The sequence below is a fragment of the Flavobacterium johnsoniae genome (genome assembly GCF_001879205.1).
In the GTDB taxonomy this organism is placed as follows: Bacteria; Bacteroidota; Bacteroidia; order Flavobacteriales; family Flavobacteriaceae; genus Flavobacterium; species Flavobacterium johnsoniae_A.
In genome coordinates, this window is sequence record NZ_MLFK01000005.1 from 772,196 (window position 1) to 789,553 (window position 17,358).

The 17,358-nt window shown below is 35.2% G+C and carries 11 protein-coding genes; 8 read left to right on the plus strand and 3 right to left on the minus strand.

What is annotated here, in order from left to right:
• Positions 1-145: 145 nt before the first annotated feature.
• The 4 genes from BKM63_RS08605 (at position 146) to BKM63_RS08620 (ending at position 5,407) form a co-directional block, all read left to right on the plus strand.
• The gene (locus tag BKM63_RS08605) at positions 146-607 is read left to right on the plus strand and encodes an Lrp/AsnC family transcriptional regulator (protein WP_071636188.1); all 462 of its coding nucleotides are present in this window, start codon (positions 146-148) and stop codon (positions 605-607) included.
• A gap of 201 nt (positions 608-808) precedes the next feature.
• Positions 809-3,043 (plus strand): formate C-acetyltransferase, encoded by a 2,235-nt coding sequence (pflB, locus tag BKM63_RS08610; RefSeq protein ID WP_071636189.1) that lies wholly within the window; start codon positions 809-811, stop codon positions 3,041-3,043.
• Between the two features lie 74 nt (positions 3,044-3,117).
• Positions 3,118-3,900 (plus strand): pyruvate formate-lyase-activating protein, encoded by a 783-nt coding sequence (pflA, locus tag BKM63_RS08615; RefSeq protein WP_071636190.1) that lies wholly within the window; start codon positions 3,118-3,120, stop codon positions 3,898-3,900.
• Between the two features lie 160 nt (positions 3,901-4,060).
• Complete coding sequence (locus tag BKM63_RS08620) at positions 4,061-5,407, plus strand: deoxyguanosinetriphosphate triphosphohydrolase (RefSeq protein WP_071636191.1); 1,347 nt, start codon at positions 4,061-4,063, stop codon at positions 5,405-5,407.
• Positions 5,408-5,481: 74 nt separating this feature from the next.
• Here BKM63_RS08620 and BKM63_RS08625 read toward each other — a convergent pair whose 3' ends face one another.
• The 3 genes from BKM63_RS08625 to BKM63_RS08635 are packed head-to-tail and all read right to left on the minus strand — an operon-like array spanning position 5,482 to position 9,001.
• Positions 5,482-6,483, minus strand: coding sequence for a DUF3078 domain-containing protein (locus BKM63_RS08625; RefSeq protein WP_071636192.1), 1,002 nt, complete (start codon positions 6,481-6,483; stop codon positions 5,482-5,484).
• A gap of 33 nt (positions 6,484-6,516) precedes the next feature.
• A complete protein-coding gene (locus BKM63_RS08630; protein ID WP_071636193.1) occupies positions 6,517-8,304 on the minus strand; it encodes a 1-deoxy-D-xylulose-5-phosphate synthase in 1,788 nt (595 codons plus the stop codon).
• Positions 8,305-8,356: 52 nt separating this feature from the next.
• Positions 8,357-9,001, minus strand: coding sequence for a hypothetical protein (locus tag BKM63_RS08635; protein ID WP_071636194.1), 645 nt, complete (start codon positions 8,999-9,001; stop codon positions 8,357-8,359).
• Positions 9,002-9,143: 142 nt separating this feature from the next.
• Here BKM63_RS08635 and BKM63_RS08640 point away from each other — a divergent pair, with 142 nt between their 5' ends.
• The 4 genes from BKM63_RS08640 (at position 9,144) to BKM63_RS08655 (ending at position 17,291) form a co-directional block, all read left to right on the plus strand.
• Positions 9,144-10,262 carry a Fic family protein gene (locus BKM63_RS08640; protein WP_071636195.1) on the plus strand — a complete coding sequence of 373 codons (1,119 nt, stop codon included), beginning with the start codon at positions 9,144-9,146 and terminating at the stop codon, positions 10,260-10,262.
• A gap of 70 nt (positions 10,263-10,332) precedes the next feature.
• The gene (locus BKM63_RS08645; RefSeq protein WP_071636196.1) at positions 10,333-10,776 is read left to right on the plus strand and encodes a nucleoside deaminase; all 444 of its coding nucleotides are present in this window, start codon (positions 10,333-10,335) and stop codon (positions 10,774-10,776) included.
• 11 nt (positions 10,777-10,787) lie between these two features.
• Positions 10,788-11,420, plus strand: coding sequence for a hypothetical protein (locus tag BKM63_RS08650; protein WP_071636197.1), 633 nt, complete (start codon positions 10,788-10,790; stop codon positions 11,418-11,420).
• Between the two features lie 198 nt (positions 11,421-11,618).
• Entirely contained in the window at positions 11,619-17,291 is a 5,673-nt protein-coding gene (locus BKM63_RS08655) for an alpha-2-macroglobulin family protein (protein WP_071636198.1), read from the plus strand.
• Positions 17,292-17,358: the final 67 nt, after the last annotated feature.

A 17,358-nucleotide genomic window follows, 5' to 3' on the forward strand; every position in this document is an offset into this window, starting at 1 on the left:
ATTTTTTACTGAACAAATTTATTGTATTAGATTTTATAACTTATATTTGAGGTTTATTTCAGTAAAATGTATTTTTAAATGCTGTTTTTAAAGATTTTATTACTGTAAAATTCTTTTAAATGAACCTTTAACCGTAAAAAAAACTATGGAAAATCTAGATAAAACCGATCTGCTTATCCTGAAACACCTTCAGGAGAACTCAAATATCAACACAAAAGACCTTGCCAGCAAATTATTCCTGACCGTTACGCCTGTTTACGAACGAATAAAAAGACTAGAACGAGATGGATTTATAACGAAATATGTGGCGTTGCTCGACAGAAAAAAAATGAATCGGGGCATGACCGTTTTTTGTAATGTCCGTTTAAAAGAGCATGCCAAAAATGTAGGAAGCAATTTTGTAAAAGATATTGTAGCGCTTCCGGAAATTATAGAATGCTACAATATTGCGGGTGATTATGATTTTATGCTGAAAATTCTGGTTCAGGATATGGAAAGTTACCAGGATTTTGTAATGAATAAATTATCGACTATTGAAAATATAGGAAATACGAACAGTATTTTTGTAATGGGAGAAATTAAACACAGCACAGCATTAGAGTTTTGAAAAAATAAAACGTCTTTACTGCGAATCAAAGGTGATTTTTAGAAAGGTATTTTTGTTATTTCGCAATACTGGAGATAATTTTACTTGAATAATTGCATTTTTTTTAAAATAACATTTGATTATTGATTAATATCATGTTTTTAGACATTGTATTTGACGAAATTTGAGTACAATAAATCTATATAAAAACCAATTTGAGTTATGGAAACAAGTGTCAAAAAAAATGTATTTACGCCCGGAAAATGGGAAACAACAGTAAATGTTCAGGACTTTGTATTAAAAAATGTTACTCCTTATAAAGGAGATGCCTCTTTTTTAACCGGGCCATCGCTAAAAACTACAAACTTGTGGAATATCTGTAAAGCGGAACTGTTAAAAGAACGCGCCAATAATGGATGTCTCGCAATAGATACAGCAACTATCTCAACCATAAATTCATTTCAACCCGGTTATATTAATAGAGAAGATGAAGTTATTGTAGGCTTGCAGACTGACCAGCTGTTAAAGCGTGCAATGAAACCTTTTGGCGGCATTAAATTAGTAGAATCTGCCGTAAAGGAAAGAGGATTAAAAGTGTCAGACCGAGTTTTAGACATTTTTAATTATGCTAAAAATCATAACGAAAAGGTTTTTGACGCTTATGATAAAGAAATTAGAGATTACCGCTCTAAACACATTCTGACAGGTTTGCCTGATAATTATGCCCGCGGACGTATTATTGGTGATTTCCGTCGCATGGCTTTATACGGAGTTAATCAGCTTATTGCTTTTAAAAGAGAAGATCACGCTAAAGTTACAGGAGAAATGAGTGAACATAAAGTTCGTTTGCGTGAAGAAATTTCGTCTCAAATTAGTGCTTTGCAGGATATGCTTATAATGGCCGCTGACTATGGATTTGATATTTCGCTTCCGGCACAAAATGCAAAAGAGGCCGTACAATGGGTTTATTTTGCTTATTTGGCTGCGGTTAAAGAACAAGATGGGGCTGCAATGTCATTAGGAAATGTATCTTCTTTCCTTGATATTTTTATAGAAAGAGATCTGAAAGAAGGATTAATTTCAGAAGATGAAGCACAGGAATTAGTAGATCAATTTGTGATGAAACTTCGAATGGTTCGTCATTTAAGACCCGGAGCTTATGATGAAATATTTGGAGGAGATCCAACCTGGGTAACAGAATGTATTGGAGGAATGTTTAACGATGGCAGAACTAAAGTTACCAAAACCTCATTTAGATTTCTTCAAACCTTATACAATTTAGGCGCATCTCCAGAACCCAATTTAACCGTTTTATGGTCAGAAGATCTTCCGCAGGGATTTAAAGATTTCTGTGCACAGGTTTCAATCGATACGTCGTCTATCCAATATGAAAACGACGATTTAATGAGAACCAATAGAGGTTCCGATGATTATGGAATCGCTTGCTGCGTTTCTCATCAGGAAATTGGAAAATCAATTCAGCATTTTGGAGCACGTGCCAATCTGCCTAAGTCTTTGTTAATTGCTTTAAACGGAGGAAGAGAAGAACGTGGCGGTACATTAATCATGAAAGATATTCCGTTTATAAACGACGAAGTATTAGATTATAAAGTAGTAAATATTGCGTTTAAAAATGCTCTTAAAGAGCTGGCTCGAGTATATGCCAAATCAATGTATATTATTCATTACATGCACGATAAGTATTATTACGAAAGAGCTCAAATGGCCTTGATAGATTCAGATCCTCATGTGGATATTGCTTATGGGGCAGCAGGAATTTCTATTATAGCCGATTCATTATCAGCGATAAAATATGCGACGGTAAGACCTGTAAGAGATGAAAACGGACTTACGGTAGATTTTAATATTGAAGGAGATTATCCTAAGTTTGGTAATGATGATGACAGAGTAGACTCGATTGCTAAGGAAATAACTTCTTTCTTTATTAATGAACTTAGAAGACATGAAGCGTATAAAAATGCAACACCAACGCTTTCATTATTAACCATTACTTCGAATGTGATGTACGGAACGAATACAGGCGCTACTCCTGACGGACGTAAAGACGGTGAGTCTTTTGCCCCGGGAGCAAATCCAATGCACGGACGTGATTCGAGTGGTGCGATTGCTTCTTTAAATTCTGTTGCAAAATTAGATTATAACGATGCGCAGGATGGTATTTCGAATACTTTTTCGATGATTCCAAAATCGTTAGGAGACACCAGAGAAGAACAAGTAAGTAATTTAGTAAACGTTCTGGATGGCTATTTCGAACAAATGGCACATCATTTAAATGTAAATGTATTAAATCGCGAAACACTTCAGGATGCTTATAATCATCCCGAAAATCATCCGCAGTTAACCATAAGAGTTTCGGGTTATGCCGTTAATTTTGTGAGATTATCGAGAGCACATCAGCTCGAAGTTATAGCGCGTACTTTTCATGAAGCTATGTAAGCAGGCCATGAAAAGTTTAAATAGGCTGGCTGGAATTAGTCAGCCTATTTTTTATTTAATTTTATTAAAAAACTATGTATTTTCCATTACAAGATATTGACGCTGCCAAACTAAATATTGACGATCCGGATCATTTAAGAATACATTCGCTTGAAACTTTTGGAACTCATGACGGACCAGGTATCAGGATGGTTGTATTTGTTCAGGGATGCCAGTTTAGGTGTTTGTACTGCCAAAATCCAGATACGCTTGATGTTAAAGGAGGTTCTTTAGTGGAAATAGAAGAACTGGTAAAAAGAGCCATTCGTCAAAAAAGTTATTTTGGAAAAACAGGCGGTGTTACCGTTTCTGGCGGAGAACCTTTACTTCAAAGAAATAAATTAATTCATTTTTTTAAGCGTCTGCATGAAGAAGGAATCAATACTTGTCTCGATACAAACGGAAGACTTAACAACCATCAGGCACAAGAACTTTTTGACAATACAGATCTTTTATTGCTGGATGTAAAACACATCAACGACAAAATACATCATCAATTAACGGGTTTAACCAATAAAAATACATTAGAGGTTGCTGCTTATAGAGAATCTACCGGTAAACCTATGTGGCTGCGATATGTTCTGGTTCCTGGCTGGACAGATCAGCCTCAATATCTGGAAGAATGGGGACAGCATTTTAGATCTTACAAAACGGTTGAACGAGTTGAAATTATTCCATTTCATCAACTCGGATCCCAAAAATGGGAATTGCTTAAAATGAACTATTCGCTTAAAGATACTGCTGCGCCAACAACCGAAAGTAAAGCAGAGGCATTGGCTATTTTTAACAAATACTTCAAAAATGTAATTCTTAAATAAAGCATTGTGTTTTAAAATAATAATCTGACTGCGCAATGGTTTATCTTTAAATTATACAGGGATAGTCTATTTTGATGGAATGAAATCCTAAAATAAAATGTATTTTTGACCTTTTAGATCATCAATCTAAAATCGTTAATCTGAAATCTAAAATACAAAAATGAACTGGGAACAACTTTTATCATTAAAACGTCAAGGCGATACAAACAAAAGATTACGTGTAGAACAAGACGATACACGATTAGGTTTTGAGGTCGATTATGACCGAATTATTTTTTCGGCCGCGTTTCGATCTTTACAGGATAAAACCCAGGTAATTCCGCTTTCTAAAACAGATTTCGTACATACCCGATTAACACACAGCTTAGAAGCTTCTGTTGTGGGAAGATCTTTGGGACGTTTGGTTGGAAAAAAAATCATCGAAAAATACCCTGATTTAAAAGAAGTTCACGGTTATCACATGAATGATTTTGGGGCTATTGTTGCCGCTGCATCATTGGCACATGATATAGGGAATCCTCCTTTTGGACATTCAGGAGAAAAAGCAATTGGAGAATATTTTTCTACCGGAAAAGGATTAAAATTCAAAGATAAATTAACGGCAAAACAATGGCAGGATTTGATTGATTTTGAAGGAAATGCCAATGGATTTTCAGTATTAACGGCAAGCCGTCCCGGGATCGAAGGAGGACTTCGAATTTCATATGCTACTTTGGGCGCTTTTATGAAATATCCAAAAGAAAGTCTCCCAAAAAAGCCAACTAATAATATTGCAGATAAAAAATACGGTTTCTTCCAGACAGACAAAGCTTTTTTTGAAGAAGTGGCTGCTGATATGGGATTAATCGCCAATAAAGAGGATGGAGATATTGGTTTTGAAAGACATCCTTTAGCTTATTTAGTGGAGGCGGCAGATGATATATGCTACACCATTATCGATTTTGAAGATGGAATAAATTTAGGATTAGTATCTGAAGATTATGCTTTAGAATATTTAATTAAGCTTGTAAAAGACAATATTGGTGTTGCTAAATATAAATTGCTGGAAACAAAAGAAGATAGAATTAGTTATTTGCGTGCTTTGGCAATTGGTGCTCTAATTAACGATGCTGTTGATGTTTTTATAGAAAATGAAGAAGCAATTCTGGCAGGGAACTTTCCTTTCGCTTTAACGGACAAAAGCAAGTACAAAGCACAAATGAATGATATTATCAACTTAAGCGTTGAAAAAATCTATCAAAGCCGCGAAGTTATCGAGAAAGAAATTGTAGGCTATCAAATCATTCAAACATTGCTGGATAAGTTTATCACGGCCTTTAATAACAAATACGAAGGAACGGCATCAAATTACGATAAATTGATTTTGAAGATGCTTCCGGAAAAACATCATTTAGAAAAAGGCAATTTATACGAGCGTCTGCTTCATATTTGCCATTATGTTTCTCTTTTAACAGATGGGAATGCCTTAGAGTTATACGAAATGATTCAGGGAAGAAAAAAGAATTAGAATCTGAGTAACCATAAAGAAACAGCCCGTAAAATACTTTACGGGCTGTTTCTTTATAAACGAGTATCCTTTTTTTATTGAAAGGCATAAACTAAACCAACTCCTAAAACTTGTCTTAACTGAGCTCTTGGACCGTCGTTAACCTGAGACGTTGATCCGGTAGAAGGGTCAACAACATCTTTTTTGGTTTTAATATCATCATCATATACTAAATGAACTCCAATATTTGCTTTTACATAAGCATTTACAACAAGGTCTAAACGAGTATCATAATCAACATCGACGTTTCCAAAACGGTTTAAATAATCTGTATATAAGCTTAATCTGTTTTCGTAGAAAACGTTTTTATAGATTTCGTTTTTCATGTATCCTGTAAAAAGAATACCAAATTCCGCTTTTACTTTCTGACCTTCCTGAACCAAAATTTGATTGTTTGGATCTAATGGATCCGGTGCGTAAACTGCTTTTTTAACACCAAAAGAACCTTGGTTTGCTAGATATTGATCTAATACTAAAGTTGTTTTTAATGTAATAGGAGAGAAGTAAAAAGTTCTGTTTTTCTTTTTATTTGAATTCTCAGCTCCGGCTCCCAGAAAGATATAAGCTGGTGCAAAAGGTTTAGAGATGGCAATATCGCGATTTGGATAATTGTAACCGTTTGTAAATTGGGTATTGAAATTAAACTTAGCCGAATAGTACCAATTTGAAACCGTATCTTTTCTAAATCCGTATGTTGAGTTTATTAAAAGGGCGTCATCTGTTTTTCTAAGTTCTGTACCATCTTGTTTATTTAAACCATATTTCACAATCATCTCATTGAACCATTTATGATTTCCTTTTACATAAGTTCTTGCAAATTCACCCTTAAATAAACCAGAAATAGAACTTGTTCCCCCGGCACTCCAGTTTACAAATGCGATTTCAGAAATATCAAAACCCAGTTGGTTTTTTTTAGTCCAGTTAGAAGGTGGTTTTGGCTGTTGATTTGGGTCTAATGTTGTTTGTATAAGTTGTGCAAAATTCTTTGACGTACACAAAAGCAACAAAAGCAAGAAGGTGGAACGTAATAATTTCATTGATTTTAGTTTTTTTTAGGTGCCGCAAAATAATTATTTTGTGCCGTTAGAAAAAAGATTTATTAAACTTTTAACGTCAATTTTACACAATTGTTGCAGCTGTGGTACGGTTCCGTGCTCAATAAACGTATCTGGAATACCCAAAATTTCAATATTATTTTTATAATTATTTAAGGCCGCAAATTCTAAAACAGCACTTCCAAAACCGCCATTTTTTGCACCCTCTTCTATTGTAATTATGTTTTCAAAAGTTGAAAAAATAGAATTTAACAAATTGATATCCAGTGGCTTAATAAATGGAAAGTCATAATGGGCAATAGATTCTGCATTGTCGCATTCGGCTAAAGCCTGAATTACGTTATTTCCAATTGTTCCTGTAGATAAAACAGCTGTTTTTGTACCGCTTTTTAGACAATTTCCTTCGCCAATTTTAACTTTTTCATAATGTCCGAAATTTTCTACTTCCCAGTTAGGCAGGAAGCCGCGCCCTCTCGGATATCGAATTGCAATAGGATTATTCAGGCCTAATTGGGCGGTATATAAAATATTTTGAAGTGCAATTTCATTAATGGGCGCATAAATAATCAGATTTGGAATACAGCGCAGATAAGCAATATCAAAAACGCCGTGGTGTGTTGCGCCATCTTCACCAACTAAGCCCGCTCTGTCCAGGCAAAAAATCACAGGCAAATTTTGCAAAGCCACGTCATGAATAACCTGATCATAGGCGCGCTGTAAAAAGGTAGAATAAATAGTGCAATATACCATCATGCCTTGCGTTGCCATTCCGGCCGAAAGGGTTACCGCATGCTGTTCTGCAATTCCAACATCAAAGGCACGATCCGGAAGTTCATCCATCATAAATTTTAAAGAACTTCCGGATGGCATTGCAGGCGTAATTCCGATTATTTTTTCGTTCTTTTTGGCTAAATCTAAAACCGTTAATCCAAAAACATCCTGAAATTTCGGAGGCAGGTTTTCTTCAGATTTTAAATGAATTTCTCCGGTTGAAGCATCAAATTTACCAGGGGCATGGTATTTTACCTGATTTTCTTCGGCCTGTTGCAATCCTTTTCCTTTTGTAGTTACAATATGAAGAAATTTTGGGCCTTTTATATTTTTTAACCTGTTTAATTCTTTTATTAAATTAGGAAGATCATGACCGTCAACAGGACCCGAATAATCGAAATTCAGAGACTTGATCATGTTATTTTTCTTCGGATTTTTTCCTTCCTTAACAGCGGTAAGATATTTTTTTAAAGCACCAACGCTGGGGTCAATTCCGATAGCGTTATCATTCAGAATAACCAGCAAATTAGCATCGGTTACTCCGGCATGATTCAGGCCTTCAAATGCCATTCCGCTTGCAATTGAAGCATCGCCGATTATGGCAATGTGCTGTTTTTCAAATTCGCCTTTTAGGTTAGAAGCAATCGCCATTCCGAGTGCTGCCGAAATAGAAGTTGAAGAATGCCCAACGCCAAAAGTATCATAAACACTTTCACTTCTTTTTGGGAAACCGGAAATTCCGTCTATTTGTCTGTTGGTATGGAAAATTTCTCTTCTTTCGGTCAGGATTTTATGCCCATAAGCCTGATGGCCTACATCCCAAACCAATAAATCTTCGGGCGTATTAAAAACATAATGCAGTGCAATTGTCAATTCAATTACGCCTAAACTCGCTCCCAAATGCCCTTCTTTTACAGAAACAATATCAATAATAAACTGGCGGAGTTCCTGCGCAACCTGAGTAAGCTGTTCTTCTTTTAGAAGACGTAAATCGGCGGGATTTTGTATGTTGGAGAGTAAATTGCTTTTCATTGTAAGGTAAAAAGCAAATTTACGGTTTTAAATTTAATTTTCTTGCGGAGTCTTATTTCAATAAAATAGGAACAGAATATTGCATCCTGATTTTTTTTCCATTCGATTCGCCAGGCATCCATTTAGGACATAAACTTAAAACTCTAATAATTTCTTTCTCCAAAGGTTCTTCAACTCCTGGGGAGCATTCAATAAAAGATACTGAGCCATTTTTTTCGACTGCAAATGCAAGTGTGAAATTGAGTTTCCAATAATTTACGTTTTCAGGCTTTTTATATTCTTTCATAAAAAAGCTATGAAATTGGTCAATACCGCCTGGGAATTCAGCGTTAGAATTTGAAGGAGATTTTGCTGGCAGCGAGAGGCCTTCTTTTTTTTCATTATCGGGCTTTGAATTTTTGCCGCCCGTAACTTCTTTTTCAATTATTGGTGTTGAATTTTTAAGTTCGACGTGATTAATTTTAGATGATGTTTGAACAATAGTGTGGTCGGTGTTTTTATTATCTATTGAAATTTCCTTAGAAAGTATTTGCTTTTTTTTAATGGTATCTTTTACAGCTTGACCATTTTTAACTTTCAGATTTTTATCTTCTTTATTTTGACAGCCGAATAGAATTGTTCCGATAACTGTAATTAAGACGGGTAAAAATAATCTGTAATAATGTGTTTGAGCAGTTATTTTATAATTTCTTTCCATATTATAATATCACGATTTAAATGTAATAAAAAATAAACATCAAAGCATTATCAGGTAATATTTTGTCAAATGAGGCAATTATTTGGATTAATTGCCTCAAAAAATCGCTATATTTGAGGCGATTAATTTTTTTAAATGCCTCATGAAATACAATTGGCAATTACCAGAGTGGCAAAATTTTAAATATGACGACGCTGTAATAGACTCGTTATGTATCGATTTGGCATTAGAAACAGGTGAACTAAAAGGACTTGTTAATTCTTTGTCTGCTGAAATTCAGCAGGAAACGATTTTACAGTTTATGATTTCAGAAGCAATCAAAACTTCTGAGATTGAAGGAGAATTTTTCAGCAGACAAGATATAATGTCTTCCATTAAGAAGAACATGGGTATAGAGGATGCTTTTGGTAAAATAAGAGATAAAAATGCTCAGGGAGTTGGAAAATTAATGGTAATGGTTAGAAATTCTTATTCAGATAAATTGACAGAATTGTCTATAAAACAATGGCATTATAGCTTAATGGAATATTCAAGACATGTAAATCCTGGGGAATATAGAAAAGGAACAGAACCTATGCAGATTATTTCAGGAAGTTATGGAAAAGAAATAGTTCACTTTGAAGCACCGCCATCTATCCAGGTTCCTGTCGAGATGAAAAAGTTCATTCAATGGTATAATGATTTCAAAGTAAAACCAACTGATATAAAAAAAGCTTTAATTAAAACTTCGATTTCTCATTTGTATTTTGAAAGTATTCATCCATTTGAAGATGGAAACGGAAGAATTGGCAGAGCTATTGCTGAAAAATGTCTCTCAGAATCTTTAAACAGACCTGTTTTAATGAGTATTTCAAGTACTATTGAACAGAGCAAAAAAAAGTACTATCAATCTTTAAAAGAGGCACAACAAACTCTCGAAATTACAGATTGGATTCTTTATTTTTCCAATTTGATTTTAGAATCTCAAAAAAAGGCAAAACAAATAGTTCTTTTTACATTAAATAAAAGCAGATTTTTAGATCAGTTCAAACATAAAATGAATGAACGACAAACAAAAGCCATATTGAAAATGTTTGAATATGGTATTTCTGGATTTGTGGGCGGAATGACGGCAATAAAATACATTTCGATTACTAAAACGTCAAGAGCAACTGCTACAAGAGATTTACAGGATTTGGCCGATAAGAATATTTTGATTCCAAAAGGGCAAGGCAGAAATCGAGCCTATGATCTGAACTTAACGGTAAAAAACGATATTTAAAAAATTATATTCATCTGTTCTTTCTCTTTAAACAAGAGAAAAATTATTTCAAAAATGTATTTTTGCAATTATGATAAATCCTTTCACCGACGAGTATTTCATGAAAAAAGCTTTACAGGAAGCAGAAATGGCCTACGAAAAAGGCGAAATTCCTGTTGGTGCTGTAATTGTTGTGGCTGATAAAGTAATTGCAAGCAGTCACAATTTAACCGAATTGCTTAATGATGTTACAGCTCATGCCGAAATGCAGTCGATAACCGCCGCCGCAAACTTTCTGGGCGGAAAATATTTGAAGGATTGTACTTTGTATGTTACGCTTGAACCCTGCCAGATGTGTGCCGGAGCATTGTATTGGAGCCAGATTTCTAAAATTGTTTTTGGTGCAAGAGATGAACAACGCGGTTTTATGGTTATGGGAACAAAACTTCATCCTAAAACTACCGTTGTTTCTGGCGTTATGGCCAATGAAGCAGCAGATCTTATGAAACGTTTTTTTCTGGAAAGACGTAAATAACACTAAATATCATGACGGACTTTTCAATAATAAAACAGCTTTTTGGCATAACTGAACCTAATGGTTTTGCTGAAAATGAAATGCAGGTAGTAAAAGATATTTTTGGATCTCTTCCAGAAGTTTTCATTGATTATTATGCTGAATTGGGTAAAATTGAAAGTCTAAATCATACGCAGGATTCTCTAATAATTCCGGAACGTTTTCAGTATTATAAGCATAATGACTATTTGATTTTTTATACAGAAAATCAGCACGCTTGTGTTTGGGGAATTCATAAAAACGATTTATCGATTCCGAATCCGCCCGTTTATATGAGTTATGATCAGGAAGAATGGAGCTTGGAAACCAAAACCTTAACCGAATTTTTTACCGCAATGGCTTTTCTTCAGGCTGGGTTTGCACTGGAATTTCCCAGTAATACATTTTATGAAATAGAGCGACAAGACCTGGATTTTATTGTCAAAAATTACTCAGACAAAACGGTGTCATTTCAACAATGGCTTGAGGGAATAAAATTTTATGGGAACCATCATGATGAGATCATTATAATTACGGGAGGCAGCCAAATGTTTTACGCCGCAAATTCTAAAGAACATTTTACTGAGATGGATGAGGTCTTGTCTAAACTTGGAGAGGAACTCTAAGTGATTTTATGGAAATGGCTTCTGGAATAGCTTTTGTACTTCAACAAAAGTTAAATAATCATTATTAGCGAATTTTCTTCTTAAACCATAAAGAAAATATTTTACATTTATCGTGATTTAATTTGTAATTTGCTGTTATCGCTTATAACAGTAAATCGTATTAGATTCTAATTTGCTAACCATTAACTCCAGATAAAAGTGAAAGTAAAAGGATTAAGTCTCGTATTTTTTGTGTTTTTTATTTTTCAGTCCTGCGGCAGAAAATCGGCGGCAGATTTCAATTCAGATTTTTCATTATTTAAAGAGTATATAACCAGTTTTACGGGGGGAATTGTTTCTTCAGATTCTGACATTCGCGTGGTTTTGGCTTTCGATAAAAACGATTGGAAACCCAATCAGGAATTAGACGATGACTTGTTTGATATTTCACCAAATGTTAGTGGTAAAGTCGTGGCACTTTCGACCAACACAATTGCATTTATACCAGAAAAAAAACTAAAAGCAGGAACAGAATATCAGGTTACTTTAAATCTGGATAAACTGACCGCGATTCCGAAAGAGAAAGAAGAAACTCTTTCTAAATTTAACTTTACAGTTAAAACCGTTAAGCAGGATTTTACTATAAATACCGGTGATATTCAATCATACAGCAAAGAATATCAATATTTAAACTGTGTTTTGAAAACAGCAGATAATATTGATCTTGAAACTGCTCAAAAACTCGTTGAGGCTAAACAAAAAGGAAATAATCTCAAAATTAAGTTTGAGAAAACTACTGGTTCTGGTAAGGAATTCCGTTTTATAATAGACAGTATTCAGCGCTTTTCTGAAGCATCAAATCTGGAGATTATATATGACGGAAATGATTTTGATATCGACCAAAAAGGGCAGATAGATTTTCCTGTTACGAGTATAAACGAATTCAAAATTGTAAAAGTAGAAGTTCCGGATGGGAACAATCAATCTGTTCTGATTAATTTTTCTGAGCCTTTAGAAAAAGGTCAGGATTTCGCCGGATTGGTTTCAATTCAAAATACCAATAACTTGAAATTTTCTACACAAGGAAATTTATTAAAAGTATATTTTACAAATGAAGCTGCTGCTAAAAAGGAACAGCCTGCGCCCGTTGTTGAAGAGGCTGTTGTAACTGTCGATTCTGCGGCAGTTGCAGTAGATTCTGCATCTGTTGTAGTGGATACTGCCCAGGTTGAAGATATAGTTGAAGTTGTTCCTGACGAAGAACCGGAACAAGTTATTACAGGAGAATTACTTCTGGAAGTTTTTCAGGGAATTGAAAGCCAGTATGGCAAAAAAATGGAATCTAATTATACGGAGAAAATTTCTTTTGATCAGATAAAACCAAATGTTCGTTTTGTTAAAAATGGAACTATTCTGCCAAGTTCAAACAATTTAAAACTGAATTTCGAAGCCGTAAATTTAAGTGCGGTCGATGTAAAAGTATATAAAATCTATAAAAACAATATTCTGCAGTTTCTTCAATACAACGAATTAAACGGAGCTCAGAATCTTAAAAAAGTAGCACAGCCAATTGCTAAAACTACGCTGAATTTAAAAGAAAGCACACTTGTAAATCTTACCAAATGGAATACTTACGCTTTAGATTTATCTAAAATTATTAAGCCGGAACCAGGAGCGATTTACAGAGTAGAATTTGAATATAAAAAGAAATATTCACTTTATAAATGCGAAACATCAGACGGAGATCAAGAAGAAACAGAGGAAGAAGAAGTCGATGAAAATGATGTAAACTACAGCGGGAATTCGTACGACGATTATTATTATGATGATTACGACTGGAGAGAAAGCCAGGACCCATGTACGGGTTCTTATTATTACAATGCCAAAATAGCGACCAATATTCTGGCTTCTGATTTAGGTGTTATTGCAAAAAGAGGCGAAAATAAATCGTATTTGTTTGCGGTAAATAATATCGTTACCACAGAACCGGTATCAAACGCAAGGGTTGATTTGTACAATTTTCAACAGCAAAAGATTGCATCGCAGGCAACAAGCAGTGAAGGAATTGCTTCTTTCCAGCTGGATAAATTTGCCTATTTTGCCATTGTTACTTTAGGCGATCAATCTACATATGTGAAACTTGATGATGGTCTTTCACTATCTGTCAGTAATTTTGATGTTGCCGGAGAGACACTGCAAAAAGGCTTAAAAGGTTTTATTTATGGCGAAAGAGGTGTTTGGCGTCCGGGAGATAATTTGTATTTATCATTTATTTTAAATGATGCTTCCAATAAACTTCCAAAATCTCATCCAATCAAATTTAGATTAAACGATCCAAACGGAAAAACAGTTTATCAAACGGTTCAAAAAGCAAATGATCTAAATCATTATGCATTTATAGTTTCTACAAGTCAGGATGCTCCAACAGGAAATTGGGAAGCAATGGTGAGTGTTGGAGGTGCTAAATTTTATAAGAGTATTAAAATCGAAACGATTAAGCCGAATCGTTTAAAAATTAAAAATACTTTTACCAGAAAGACACTTTCATCTTCTTATCCAAATACAGATAATCTGGAAGTAACGTGGCTTCATGGCGCAATTGCGAAAAATCTGAATGTAGAAATGCAGGCTAAATTTTCGCAGCAAACCACAACATTTAAAGGATATGAAAAATATACTTTTGATGATTTAGTGCGTCAGTTTAGTACAGAAGAAATCAATGTTTTCTCCGGAAAATTAAATGAAAGCGGAAAAGCATCTGTAAATATTCAGCCAAGACTTCAAGGTCAGGCGCCGGGAATGCTTCGCGCTTCGTTTATCACAAAAGTATATGAAGAAGGAGGAGATTTTAGTACAGATGTTATTTCGACAACATATTCTCCGTACAAAACCTATGTTGGAATAAAAGCACCTGAACTTAATAAATACAGTATGCTGGAAACCAGGGCAGCAAATCGTTTTGATATTCTTACGGTTGATGAAAATGGAAGACCAAAAGCAGTTAGAAATTTAGAAGTAAAAGTGTTTAAAGTAGACTGGCGCTGGTGGTGGGATTCTTCGAGCGATAATTTATCAAATTATAATTCATCAAACGCAACAACTTCGTATAAAACTTTTGTCGTTAATACAGATTCAAACGGAAAAGCAAGTATTCAATTTACTTTAACAGATGAAGAATGGGGACGGTATTTAATTAGGGTTTCAGATCAGGAAGATGGTCATGCAGCAGCTTTAACTGTAAACATTGACTGGCCAATTTGGTCTGGAAAAACACGAAACAGAGATGCTTCGACAGCCAATATGCTGGTTTTTTCTACAGATAAAAAGAATTATGCAGTTGGAGAAAAAGCACATATTTCTTTCCCTTCAAGTGAAGGAGGGCGCGCTTTAATTTCTATAGAAAACGGATCGCGAGTAGTGCAGACACTTTGGGCGGAAACTAAAAATGGAGAAACAAAAGTTGAAGTGCCAATTACAGGTGCAATGGCGCCAAATGTCTATTTTAATATCACATTACTGCAGCCTCACGCCTCGACTAAAAACGATTCGCCAATTCGTATGTACGGAATCGTTCCAATTGAAGTAGTAGATAAAAATACCATCTTGGCACCAACTATCAATATGCCGGATGTCTTGAAACCAGAACAGCCATTTACGGTTAAAGTGGGAGAAAAATCAGGAAGAGAAATGACGTATACCATTGCGGTTGTCGATGAAGGACTTTTAGATTTAACACGTTTTAAAACACCAAATGCATGGGACAGTTTTTACGTTCGTGAAGCTTTGGGAGTAAAAACATGGGATATTTATGATGATGTAATTGGAGCTTATGGTGGAAAAATAAATCAAATTTTCAGTATTGGAGGAGATCAGGATTTAGGCGGCGGAAAAGCTAAAAAAGCCAATCGTTTTAAACCGGTTGTATTGTATTATGGACCTTTTAAATTAGAAAAAGGACAAACAAAATCACATCAGTTAAAACTGCCAAAATATATTGGTTCTGTTAGAACCATGGTGGTAGCCGGAGATGCCGCAACAAGCGCTTATGGAAGTGTAGAAAAAGCAACCCAGGTTAAGAGCCCGTTAATGGTTTTAGCTTCATTACCAAGAAAAATTTCACCATCAGAAAAAGTGACACTTCCGGTGACTGTTTTTGCAACCGAAAATAAAATTAAAAATGTTTCGATTCAGATAAAAACAAGCAACGGACTAAAAGTAGCGGGAAGTGCCGTTCAAAAACTGAGTTTTGCACAGCCAGATGAAAAAATGGCGTACTTTAATTTAGTTGTAGGTGCAGCAACCGGAATTGCAAAAGTTCAGGTCATTGCGACTTCAGGAAGTGAAAAATCAGTTTATGAAGTTGAAATTGACATGACGAATCCAAATCCGGTAACAAGTACTTTTACTGATTTTGTTTTATCTCCAAATAGCTCAAAAACACTTTCGTGGAAAACATTTGGAGTGGCCGGAAGTAATAAAGCGAGATTAGAAGTTTCGTCTATGCCATCGATGAATTTGAATGGAAGACTGCAATTTTTAATTCAGTACCCGCATGGTTGCGTAGAGCAGACGACATCATCGGTTTTCCCGCAGTTATTCTTGAGCGATGTTGCCGATATAGATGCTAAACGCAAAGAAATTATTCAAAAGAATATCACAGCCGGAATTGCGAGATTGGGTAATTTCCAGTTGTCAAACGGCGGATTGCCTTACTGGCAGGGGAATGCTATTGCAGACGATTGGGGAACTTCTTACGCTGGACATTTCTTGATTGAAGCAGAGAAAAAAGGATATGTGCTGCCAATTAATTTCAAATCAAAATGGCTGTCTTATCAGCAAAAAGAAGCAAAACAATGGCGTTTTGAACCAAAATACGGTAACGATCTGGCTCAGGCTTATAGATTGTATACGTTGGCTTTAGCAGGAAATGCTGATTTGTCTGCCATGAACAGACTTCGTGAAACAAAAGGCATTTCGAATGAGAGTATGCTTCGTTTGGCAGCTGCTTATGTTTTGGCTGGGCAAAAATCGGCAGGACAAAGTTTATTTTTGAAAACAAGTATTGATGGCGATTCAGACGGATACAGTTATTACTATTACGGCTCAAGCGAAAGAAACAGGGCAATGGCACTGGAAACCATGCTGCTTTTAGGACAAAAACAAAAAGCATTTACTATGGCCTCAAAATTAGCAAAAGAGATGTCGGCCAATCAATGGATGAGCACACAGACAACAGCTTATTGTTTGTACTCGATGTCGAAGTTTGCGATAAGTAACGGCCCGAAAGGAATCAATATACAGTTTAGTAAAAACGGTAAAGGTGAAACTATAAATACGCAAAAAACAATTGCAGATCGTAGTTTATCAGTTTCGGCAGGAAGTAATAGTATTACGTTGAAAAACAACAAAAATAACACTATTTACGTTCGTGTCCTGAATACAGGAATATTACCAATCGGACAGGAAAATGCAGTTCAAACGGATGTTTCGGCTAGTATCGTTTTCAAAAACAGAAAAGGAAGTGTGATCAATGTTTCTAAAATTAGTCAGGGAACAGAATTTATCGCCGAAGTTACCATTAAAAATCAAAGAGGCGAAAGTGTTCAAAACGTGGCATTATCGCAGATTCTGCCTTCCGGATTTGAAATTGTAAACACACGTTTCACAGATTATGGAGATGCAGTAAATAATATTGCCGACTATATTGATATTCGCGATGACAGGACAAATTTCTATTTTGGAATGAAAGCCAGAGAAACCAAAGTTTTCCGAATTCTGCTTAACGCATCGTATTTAGGAAACTATTATTTGCCTGGATTGCAATGCGAAGCGATGTACGATAATACATTCTTAGCCAGAACAAAAGGATTCTGGGTTGAGGTTGTGAAATAAATTTATAGCCCACGGATTGTACGGATGAAACGGATTAACACAGATACTTTTTAAATTACTCTGCGAA

What these genes read in the sequence shown, in the direction of transcription:
- BKM63_RS08620 (WP_071636191.1), top strand. Translation starts at nt 4,061, where the DNA reads ATGAACTGGGAACAACTTTTATCATTAAAACGTCAAGGCGATACAAAC.
- pflA (WP_071636190.1), top strand. Translation starts at nt 3,118, where the DNA reads ATGTATTTTCCATTACAAGATATTGACGCTGCCAAACTAAATATTGAC.
- BKM63_RS08635 (WP_071636194.1), bottom strand. Translation starts at nt 9,001, where the DNA reads ATGGAAAGAAATTATAAAATAACTGCTCAAACACATTATTACAGATTA.
- BKM63_RS08645 (WP_071636196.1), top strand. Translation starts at nt 10,333, where the DNA reads ATGATAAATCCTTTCACCGACGAGTATTTCATGAAAAAAGCTTTACAG.
- BKM63_RS08625 (WP_071636192.1), bottom strand. Translation starts at nt 6,483, where the DNA reads ATGAAATTATTACGTTCCACCTTCTTGCTTTTGTTGCTTTTGTGTACG.
- pflB (WP_071636189.1), top strand. Translation starts at nt 809, where the DNA reads ATGGAAACAAGTGTCAAAAAAAATGTATTTACGCCCGGAAAATGGGAA.
- BKM63_RS08605 (WP_071636188.1), top strand. Translation starts at nt 146, where the DNA reads ATGGAAAATCTAGATAAAACCGATCTGCTTATCCTGAAACACCTTCAG.
- BKM63_RS08640 (WP_071636195.1), top strand. Translation starts at nt 9,144, where the DNA reads ATGAAATACAATTGGCAATTACCAGAGTGGCAAAATTTTAAATATGAC.
- BKM63_RS08630 (WP_071636193.1), bottom strand. Translation starts at nt 8,304, where the DNA reads ATGAAAAGCAATTTACTCTCCAACATACAAAATCCCGCCGATTTACGT.
- BKM63_RS08650 (WP_071636197.1), top strand. Translation starts at nt 10,788, where the DNA reads ATGACGGACTTTTCAATAATAAAACAGCTTTTTGGCATAACTGAACCT.